The organism is Sphingomonas sp. Leaf33 (assembly GCF_001421785.1).
Classification (GTDB): Bacteria; Pseudomonadota; Alphaproteobacteria; order Sphingomonadales; family Sphingomonadaceae; genus Sphingomonas.
In genome coordinates this window covers 159,659-166,225 of record NZ_LMLB01000001.1, presented here as the reverse complement: position 1 = coordinate 166,225, position 6,567 = coordinate 159,659, and the positions used below count along the sequence as shown (strand labels likewise).

Genomic DNA, 6,567 nt, shown 5'->3' with positions numbered 1-6,567 from the left:
CCTCGGTCACGGTCATCCCCGCCACGCCGATTTCGGTCAGCGCCTCGCGCACCTCGTCGAGCTTGAACGGTTTGATGATGGCGATGATCAGCTTCATGCGCGCCCCCTTCGCAGTTCCGAAGAGCAGCACCGCAAGCGCCGTGCCAAAGTCATTTATGTCGCGAAATCAACGCGGTGACGTGACGCACGTATCGTAACGCGCTGTCAGTTTTTGTGCAGTCGCGAAGGGCGCTGCACAAAAATCAGGCAGGATCGAGAAAGCCGCGCGCGATCTCCAGATCGTCCTCATCGACCATCACCCGCACCGGGATCAGCAGCCAGCTGCCGTCGGCGATGCTCGCGCCAGCGTCGAAGGCGAGCGCGGGGATGCCTTCGCTTTCCAGCCGCCCGACGATGATGTTCGCCAGGTTGCGGTCGACGCGGGCGAGTTCGACGAGCGCCATCAGCCCGCGGCCGGGATGAAGGCCTGGACGCGCACCGGCAGCCCGTCGATGCTGCGGTCGCGGGTGCGTATCCGTTTCAGTCGCTCGACCGGGTTCTGTTGCGCGTGGAACTTGACCAGGGTCTGGCGCTCGGCTTCCAGCGTCATTGTCGGCACGCCCCAGCCGCAGCTTGTCTGCACGCTTTCGACGCGAACGACGAACACCTGGCGGATGCCAGCAAGCTTCGGGAAGCGTGCGGCCAGTTCGGCGAACCCCTCGTCCTGCGGCAAGACGGCGACGCCGCGCCCGTAGATGCGCAGGATCAGCGCCGGGTTGTCGAACGCGCAGAACATGATCGTGATGCGTCCGTCGGCGATCAGATGCGCCTGCGTCTCGTTCCCCGATCCGCCGAGGTCGAGATAGGCGACGGTGCCCGCATCGATCACCCGGAACGCGTCATACCCCTTGGGACTGAGATTAACCCGCGTTCCCTCCGCCGCGGTCGCGACGAAGAATACCGGCTGGCGGGCGATGAAATCGACATGGGGCGGCGTCAGGGCGGGGAAGAACTCGGCCATTGCTCGCGCCTTTCCTTGCGCATAGGTTGTGCGCATGAAGCATGAAAGCATCCGGTCGGGCAAGCGACTGTCCGTCAATCTGTCGATAGATTCGGGCATCGTCGCCGCCGCGAAGGAAGCCGGCGTCAATCTGTCCAAGATCAGCGAAGGGGCTCTGGCGATCGCGGCGCGGGAGGCGCAGGACGCGCGCTGGAAGGAAGAGAATCGCGACTGGATCGACGCTCACCGGAACTGGGTCGATGCCAATGCTCTCCCTCTTGAGAAGTATCGGCTGTTCTGATGGCGCGGTTCGACGTCTATGAACTGGCCGATGGCGCGATGGTCGTCGATTGCCAGGCGGATTTTCTCGACGATATCGGCACGCGGTTTTGCATTCCCCTGACTCCGCGCGGCGAGGGACCGCCACCCAACGCCCGCATAAACCCTGAATTCGAGATTGCCGGGGAAAGGGTGGTGCTTACCACGCAACTCGCGGCGGCGATCCGCACGGGTGAGTTGAAGCGGCGCGTGGGATCACTCGATCGGGATCATCTGCGTGTGACCGGCGCGGTCGACGTCCTCATCGGCACCGCCTGACCCGCACTCACCCCGTCCCGCCGACCGTCAGCCCGTCCACCAGCAGCGTCGGTTGGCCGACACCGGCCGGCACGCTCTGCCCGCCCTTGCCGCACATGCCGATGCCTTCGTCCAGCGCCATGTCGTTGCCGATCCCGCGCACGCGGGTCAGGACCGACGGGCCGTCGCCGATCAGCGTCGCGCCCTTGATCGGGGCGCCCAGGCGTCCGTTCTCGATTCGGTACGCCTCGGTACAGCTGAACACGAATTTGCCCGACACGATATCGACCTGACCGCCGCCGAACGACTTGGCGAAGATGCCGGTCTTGACGCGGGACAGCAGTTCGGCCGGGTCGTCTTGGCCGCCGCGCATGAAGGTATTGGTCATCCGCGGCATCGGCGCATGGGCAAAGCTCTCGCGCCGCCCGTTGCCGGTCGGGGCGACGCCCATCAGCCGGGCGTTCAGGCGGTCCTGGATATAGCCCTTCAGGATCCCGTCCTCGATCAGGATATTCTCCTGCGTCGGCGTGCCTTCGTCATCGATGCTGAGCGATCCGCGACGGTCGTGGATCGACCCGTCGTCGACCACCGTCACGCCAGGCGCTGCTACCCGCTCGCCGATGCGTCCGGAAAAGGCCGATGATCCCTTGCGGTTGAAGTCGCCTTCCAGCCCATGCCCGATCGCCTCGTGCAGCAGCACGCCGGGCCAGCCGGGGCCGAGCAGCACGGTGAACTCACCCGCAGGCGCGGCCACCGCGTCCAGATTGACCAGTGCCTGTGCCAGCGCCTCGTCGATCGCTCGGTTCCACGTCGCGGGTTCGAGCAGCCGGTCATAGGTCGTGCGCCCACCGGTCCCGAAACTGCCCGTCTCGCGCCGTCCGTTCGCCTCGACCACGATCGTCACGTTTAGCCGCACGAGCGGGCGCACGTCGGTCGCGACGAAGCCATCCGCGCGGACGATCTCGACCACGCTCCAGCTGCCCAGCAGCGACACCGACACCTGCGCCACCCGCGCATCGCGCGCCCGCGCCGCGGCGTCGATCGTCTGGCACAGGTTCACCTTGTCGGCGAACGGCACCAGGTCGAGCGGATCGGCGTCGGTGTAGAGGTGGCGGTTGGTCCTGGCCGGCGGGGCGGGGCGCGGACCGGTGGCGGGGTCGATCAGCGCCATTGTCTCGCCCGCGCGCCGGATCGCGGCTTCCGACAGTTCGTTGGCGTGGGCGAAGGCGGTCGTCTCGCCCGATACCGCGCGCAGGCCGAAGCCCGCGTGGGTGTCGTAGCTCGCGGTCTTCAGCCGCCCGTCATCGAAGCCGAACGCTTCGGCCTTGCGATACTGGAGATACAGCTCGCCGTCGTCGGCGCGGGCGAGCACGTCCGCGGTCAGCGCCTGCGCGGCATCGGGATCGAGGCCCGAGCGGTAGAGGAACTGGCGGGGATCGGTTGGCGCGGTCATCTCGCCTAGATAGGGACGGATCGCGCCATGGCAAAGCCAGGTCGTCGTACGGCGCGGCCGCGCCGCCGGCCGATCGACGGCCCGGTCACCCGACCACGGTCCTAGTTGCTTCCGCCCTCGGAGATGTCGGGCAGCGTCGCCTGGTCGACACCGTCGGCCGGGCCGCCGATCAGCACGAAGCGCCGGTCGCAATAACCGCAGTCGACATAGCCATGCTCGTCGATCTGCAACCACACCCGCGGATGGCCAAGCGCGGCGGGCAGGCCGTCGTGCGCGCCGTCGCAGGCGACGCGGGCGGTGGTGACGCGGGTGACTTCGGGCGGAGCGATCATGGCGCATCCGATAGCAATCGCGCGGGCGCCCTTCAATCGGGCATGTGAAGGGGGTAAGGGGCGGACATGACCGACGCTGCCATCTCGATCCGCGACCTGTGCAAGACCTACGCCGCCGCCGGGGCCGCGGCGCCGAAGCGGGCGCTCAACGGGGTGTCGTTCGACGTGCCGCGCGGGCAGATCTTCGGGCTGCTGGGGCCAAACGGGGCGGGCAAGTCCACGCTCATCAACATCCTGGCGGGACTGGTCAACAAGACCAGCGGAACGGCGAACATCTGGGGCTTCGACATCGATGCGCACCCGCGCAATGCCAAGGCGTCGATCGGCATCGTCAACCAGGAAATCCTGTTCGATCCGTTCTTCACGCCGGTCGAGACGCTGGAAATCCAGGCCGGTCTCTACGGCGTGCCCAAGGCCAAGCGCCGGTCGATGGACCTGCTGCGTGCGGTGCGGCTGGAGGACAAGGCGAAGGCGTACGCGCGCACGCTGTCGGGCGGGATGAAGCGGCGGCTGATGGTCGCCAAGGCACTGGTCCACAATCCGCCGGTGCTGGTGCTCGACGAACCGACCGCGGGCGTCGACATCGAACTGCGCCAGCAGCTCTGGGCCTACGTCCGCGAGCTTAACGATGCCGGCACGACGGTCGTGCTGACGACGCACTATCTGGAGGAGGCCGAGCAGCTGTGCGACCGCATCGCGATCATCAACCATGGTCGCCTGGTCGCCAACGAACCGACCCGTGATCTGGTCGGGCGTGCGCAGGAGAAGGTGGTCGAAGTGACCGTCGACCGCGACATCGCCGCGGTGCCGACGGCGGGGTGTTTCGAAAAGGTCGAGACGGCGGGGCGGCTGCTGACGATCACCTACCGCAAGGATGTGGCGAACGCGGGCGAAGTGCTCGCGGCGGTGCAGGCGGACGGCTACGGCATCGTCGATGTGTCGACGAAGGAGCCGGACCTGGAAGATGTTTTCCTTAGCCTGACGCGCTCGGTTGGCTGACGCGCACTCCACCCGTTCGCCCTGAGCTTGTCGAAGGGCTGCCCTTCCTTTGTGTCCCAAGCACGACGGCGGAGAAGAAAGGCAGTGCGTCGACAGGCTCAGCACGAACGGAGGTTCGGGATGGGGTGGCTCTTACCGCCGATGCCGGGTGAAGAACGCCCACATCGCGTCGTTGTCCACGACCCAGCTATGCCCGCCGCCGACGGTGATCCGGCCGGCGACATCGGCCCCGTTGCGGCATCCGGTATAGCGCTCCTCGTATACGCCCGCCTCGACCCACCGCGTCGTCGGCGCTGCGGTACAGCCGTTTAGCGCCGCCCAGCGCGTCTCCGCGGCGTGCATCGTGTACTGCCAATAGCCTGCCCCGCCGCCCTGGATCGGGTTGGTCCGGTCAGCGTCCCCGGCGAACGCGATGATCGGCATCGGCTTTGCCGGTCGGCAGGTTTTCGGGTCCGGCCGGGTCGGATCATCCCGGCGAGGGTTTCCCGCGCGCAGGCCGACCACGGGGGCGATCGCGGCGAAGCGCGGGGCAGCGACGCAGCCAAGCCACGATGTCATCCGCCCGCCGCCCGACAGCCCGGTGGCATAGACCCGTCTTGCGTCGGCACAGCCCCGGCGCACGAACCAGTCGATCGCGCGACCGAGATAGGCGACATCGTCGGCATCTGCCGGACCCGGGATGCGCCCGGCGACGGTAGGCACGCCGGGGATGTTCCAGACGAAACCCGTGTCGTGCGGGATGCCCGCGTCGGGCGCGGCGATGATGAATCCGTGCCGGTCGGCGGCCTCCGCCAGCTTTGACTCGCGCAGCATCGCCGCGCCGGTCGAGCCGCTGCCATGGAGCAGCAGGACGAGCGGGGCGGGGGTGGCGGGATCATGGCCTGCCGGCAGGTGAATGGTCATTGCCCGCCCGGTGTCGCCGATCGCAGCCCGCTCGGTCGTTCCGGGCCGTCCGATCGCGCAGGTCGTCGCGGCGTGGGCGGGAACGGCCAGGCAGGCCAGGGGCAACGCGAGGAACAGCAGGCGACGCATGGGGCAAAACTTCCAAAAACAAGACGGTGGATGCTAGGCAAAACGCCGGGTCGCGAGAACCATGTTTCGACACGCCGGGCGACGCCCGCGGAATCGCAAGCTGCGCCGGGGCGGGGCGGAACGAGTCGTCGGTTCATCTACGATCGGCTAGAACGGCGCAAAGCCGACGACGGAGTGTCCCCATGTTCGCCAGATTTGCTGCCATCGCCCTGTTCGCCACCGCCGCGACTGCACAGGACGCGCCGCCGACTGCTCCTTCGCCGCCGGCGCCTGCACCCGCCACCGTACGGGTCGTCATGACCACCACCGCCGGCCCGATCACCCTGGCGCTGGAAAAGGACCGCGCGCCGGTCACGACCGCGAACTTCCTGCGCTATGTCGATGCCAGGCGGTTCGACGGCATCACCTTCTATCGGTCGATGAAGCTGCCGTGGAATGCGGGACTGATCCAGGCCGGGCAGCGGGACCCGGTGAAGCTGTTCAAGCCGATCGCGCATGAGCCGACGTCGCAGACCGGGCTGACGCACACTGACGGCGCGATCTCGATGGCGCGGCTGGCGCCGGGGACGGCGACCGCGGACTTCTCGATCGTCGTCGGCGACATGACCGGGCTCGACGCCAAGCCCCAGGATCCCGGCTTCGCGGTATTCGGCCGCGTCGTCGAGGGGATGGATGTCGTCAAGACGATCTGGAATTCCCCGCGCTCGCCGACCAGAGGCGAAGGCGTGATGAAGGGCGAGATGCTCGAACCGCCGGTCAAGGTGCTGACCGTGCGGCGGGTGTCCTGACCCTCACGGAAGCGCGAGGTTACTTCGCCTCCGCCAGCAGTTTCGCCGCGTCCGCACCCGTCCAGTCGTAATCGCCGACCATCCGCCAGATCTCGCGCCCGTCCGATCCATAGAGGATCGTCGTCGGCAGCGTCGGCGTGACCTTCGGAATCCACGCCATCCCGGCATCCGTCCGAACGTCGAGCGCGGTGAGCCCTTTGCCGCGCACGAACGGTGCGACCTTGGCGGCGTCCATGTCCTGGCTGAGCGCGACGACGGCCAGCTTGCCCGCTTCGCGCTTCGCCAGCGCATCCAGCGTCGGCAGTTCCTTGACGCAGGGCGCGCACCACGTCGCCCACAGGTTCAGCAGCACCGGCTTGCCCTTGAATACCGCCATCGTCGCGGTCTTGCCGTCCATCCCTGTGAAAG

Annotated in this window: 11 protein-coding genes; 4 read left to right on the top strand and 7 right to left on the bottom strand. The window is 67.6% G+C overall.

Annotation, left to right across the window (positions count from 1 at the left end; translation table 11 throughout):
- The 3 genes from ASE86_RS16360 to ASE86_RS00850 all read right to left on the bottom strand — a co-directional run.
- Positions 1–97, bottom strand: a 97-nt coding sequence (locus ASE86_RS16360; protein WP_321162990.1) for a P-II family nitrogen regulator, incomplete at its 3' end; no start/stop codon positions are given.
- Between the two features lie 145 nt (positions 98–242).
- Positions 243–443: a DUF2007 domain-containing protein gene (locus ASE86_RS00855; RefSeq protein WP_056421647.1), complete on the bottom strand. Its 201-nt coding sequence runs from the start codon at positions 441–443 to the stop codon at positions 243–245.
- Entirely contained in the window at positions 443–1,000 is a 558-nt protein-coding gene (locus tag ASE86_RS00850) for a pyridoxamine 5'-phosphate oxidase family protein (RefSeq protein ID WP_056421646.1), read from the bottom strand. The genes ASE86_RS00855 and ASE86_RS00850 overlap by 1 nt, the downstream gene beginning before the upstream one ends.
- A gap of 34 nt (positions 1,001–1,034) precedes the next feature.
- On the opposite strand from ASE86_RS00850, the gene ASE86_RS00845 reads away from it, so the two are divergent.
- On the top strand, positions 1,035–1,280 hold the full coding sequence (locus tag ASE86_RS00845; RefSeq protein WP_056421645.1) for a type II toxin-antitoxin system CcdA family antitoxin: 246 nt from the start codon (positions 1,035–1,037) through the stop codon (positions 1,278–1,280).
- Positions 1,280–1,576 (top strand): CcdB family protein, encoded by a 297-nt coding sequence (locus tag ASE86_RS00840; protein ID WP_056421644.1) that lies wholly within the window; start codon positions 1,280–1,282, stop codon positions 1,574–1,576. Before ASE86_RS00845 ends, ASE86_RS00840 begins: the two co-directional genes overlap by 1 nt.
- Positions 1,577–1,583: 7 nt before the next feature.
- On the opposite strand, the gene tldD is transcribed toward ASE86_RS00840, so the two are convergent.
- On the bottom strand, positions 1,584–3,008 hold the full coding sequence (tldD, locus tag ASE86_RS00835; RefSeq protein ID WP_056421643.1) for a metalloprotease TldD: 1,425 nt from the start codon (positions 3,006–3,008) through the stop codon (positions 1,584–1,586).
- A gap of 101 nt (positions 3,009–3,109) precedes the next feature.
- Positions 3,110–3,340 carry a zinc-finger domain-containing protein gene (locus ASE86_RS00830; RefSeq protein ID WP_056421642.1) on the bottom strand — a complete coding sequence of 77 codons (231 nt, stop codon included), beginning with the start codon at positions 3,338–3,340 and terminating at the stop codon, positions 3,110–3,112.
- Between the two features lie 66 nt (positions 3,341–3,406).
- Between ASE86_RS00830 and ASE86_RS00825 the strand changes: the two genes are divergently transcribed.
- Entirely contained in the window at positions 3,407–4,339 is a 933-nt protein-coding gene (locus tag ASE86_RS00825) for an ABC transporter ATP-binding protein (protein ID WP_056421641.1), read from the top strand.
- Positions 4,340–4,471: 132 nt separating this feature from the next.
- Here the strand turns inward: ASE86_RS00825 and ASE86_RS00820 are convergent, their stop codons facing one another.
- Positions 4,472–5,371, bottom strand: coding sequence for an alpha/beta hydrolase family esterase (locus ASE86_RS00820; protein WP_056421640.1), 900 nt, complete (start codon positions 5,369–5,371; stop codon positions 4,472–4,474).
- A gap of 182 nt (positions 5,372–5,553) precedes the next feature.
- Between ASE86_RS00820 and ASE86_RS00815 the strand changes: the two genes are divergently transcribed.
- Positions 5,554–6,159, top strand: a complete 606-nt coding sequence (locus ASE86_RS00815; RefSeq protein WP_056421639.1) for a peptidylprolyl isomerase — start codon at positions 5,554–5,556, stop codon at positions 6,157–6,159.
- 19 nt (positions 6,160–6,178) lie between these two features.
- Here ASE86_RS00815 and ASE86_RS00810 read toward each other — a convergent pair.
- Positions 6,179–6,567: TlpA family protein disulfide reductase (locus ASE86_RS00810; RefSeq protein WP_235523946.1), on the bottom strand; the 389-nt coding region annotated here is incomplete at its 5' end.